The 2,398-nt window shown below is 65.4% G+C and carries 1 protein-coding gene; it reads left to right on the top strand.

The window, feature by feature from the left end; genetic code table 11:
• On the top strand, positions 1-2,398 hold a 2,398-nt coding region (locus tag WBB95_RS09675), incomplete at both ends, for an autotransporter outer membrane beta-barrel domain-containing protein (RefSeq protein ID WP_424487381.1).

Genomic DNA, 2,398 nt, shown 5'->3' on the forward strand with positions numbered 1-2,398 from the left:
ACTCTGGGCGGCGCGGTCAGCATGGCCGACGGTTCGATCCTCAAGGCGGGAGCGGCGACGCCACTGTCGGTGGGTTCGCTGGTGTTGTCCTCGGGCACGGCCCTGGACTTCACCCTCGGGGCACCGGGCGCGTCGACAACGGCGGTGAACGTCGCGGGTAACCTGACCCTGGATGGCACCCTCAACGTCACCGATGCCGGCGGTTTTGGCGTGGGTGTGTACCAACTGTTCCGCTACGGCGGCGCGTTGACTGATAACGGCCTGACCCTCGGCACACTGCCTGTGGGCGTGGGTGACCTGTCCTTGCAGACCTCGCTGGCCAATCAACTCAACCTGCTGGTACAGACCACGCCTGGGCAAATCCAGTTCTGGAATGGCGGCACCACCAACCCGGATGGCACCATCAGCGGTGGCAGCGGCACGTGGGGGCCGGGCACCAACTGGACCGACCCGACGGGTACTCAAGGCCAGGTGTCGAACAACCAGTTCGCCGTGTTCGGCGGGCAGGGCGGCACCGTGACCGTGGTCGGCAACCAAGGCTTTACCGGCCTGCAATTCCTCGACGCTGGCTACACGCTGACGGCGGGAGCAGGCGGAACGCTGTCGCCAACCGGCACAGCCGCGGTGCGGGTCAATTCCGGGGTGACCACCGAAATTGCGGCACCGATCGTAGGCACCGGCGGCATTAACAAGCTGGATGCGGGCACGTTGTTGCTGACGGGCGCCAATACCTATTCCGGCGGCACCACCGTCAGCGGCGGTACGCTGGCCGGTAACACGCTCAGCTTGCAGGGGCGTTTCCTGAACAATGCGCGACTGTTGTTTGTGCAGGCGAATAATGGGACGTTCAACGGCACCTTGACCGGCACCGGCACACTCACCAAGCAAGGTGCAGGCGCACTGTTACTGACCGGCAACCAACCGTTCAGCGGCACCGTGGCGGTGGATCAAGGCGTGCTGCAAGTGGGTAATGCAGCCAACCCCGGCGCGGTGTTGGGCGGGCAGGTGACCGTGGCGAGTGGTGCGGGCCTGACCGGCAACGGCAGTGTCGGCTCGTTGGTCAACAACGGCAGTGTGACCCCTGACAGTGGCAAGCTGACGGTGGCGGGTAACTTCACCAACGCCAGTACGGGCGCGCTCAACCTGGTCATCACCCCGTCGGTGGCCAGCTCCCTGGCGGTCGGCGGCACGGCCAACCTGGGCGGGACCTTGAACGTGGTCAACCTGGCACCTTACGCCGGTGCGGCCACCTACACGTTGCTGACTGCCGGCGCGGTCAATGGCACGTTCAGCACGACCAACCTGGATAACCTGGCGTTCCTCACGACCTCGTTGAACTACAGCCCCACTCAGGTGGCGTTGGCGGTCAGCCGTAATAACGTCAGCTACGCCAGCGTGGCGGCCACGGGCAACCAACGCGGCGTTGCAGCGGCATTGGGCAGTGGTGCGGCGGTGGGCGGAGCCGCGGTGCAGAATGCGCTGCTCAACGCTGACGCCGCTGGCGCGCGGGCAGCCTTTGACAGCTTGTCCGGTGAGATCCACGCCAGCACCGCCAGTGCGATGCTCGAAGACTCGCGTTACATCCGTGACGCGGTCAACGAACGCCTGCGTCAACCGGGTTGCTACCGCGAGGATGATCCGCGTAACAGCCTTGCGCCCAGCGAGAATCGCCTGAGCAGCGAAGGGTGTCATGGCGAAATGGTCGGCTGGATGCGCGTGCTCGGCACCTGGGGCCACATGGGCGGCGACAGCAACACCGCCAAGCTGGATCGCAACCTCGGCGGTTTCCTGCTTGGTACCGACAAACAAGTGGATGACGCCTGGCGGGTCGGTGTGGCCGCCGGCTACACCCGCAGCGACCTGGACGCCAAGCGCCGCAGCTCCAGTGCCGACGTCGACAGCTACCACCTGATGGCCTACACCGCGTACCAGCAGGAAGCCTTCGCCGCGCGCATGGGCGTGGCGTACAGCTGGCATGACATCGAAAGCAAGCGCGACGTGGCCGTAGGTGGCGTGGGCCAACGCCTGAAAGCCGACTACAAGGCACGCAGCGCCCAGGTGTTCGGTGAAGTCGGTTACACCATCGAGACCGGCAGCGTCGCCCTGGAACCGTTCGCCGGCCTGGCTTACGTCAACTACGACAGCGACACCCTGAAGGAAAAAGGCGGGTCAGCCGCCCTGCGCGGCGATGCCGATCAGGACGTGACCTTCTCTACCTTGGGCGTGCGTATCGGGCAAACCCTCACCCTCGGCAACGGCTCGAAAATCACCCCGCGGGGCAGCATCGGCTGGCGTCATGCGTTTGGTGACACCAAGCCCGACGCCGACCTGAGCTTTATCAACGGGGGCGCTTCGTTCAGCACGCAAGGTGTGCCGATCGCCAAGGACAGCGCGGTAG

The organism is Pseudomonas sp., from assembly GCF_049645325.1.
Lineage (GTDB): Bacteria > Pseudomonadota > Gammaproteobacteria > Pseudomonadales > Pseudomonadaceae > Aquipseudomonas.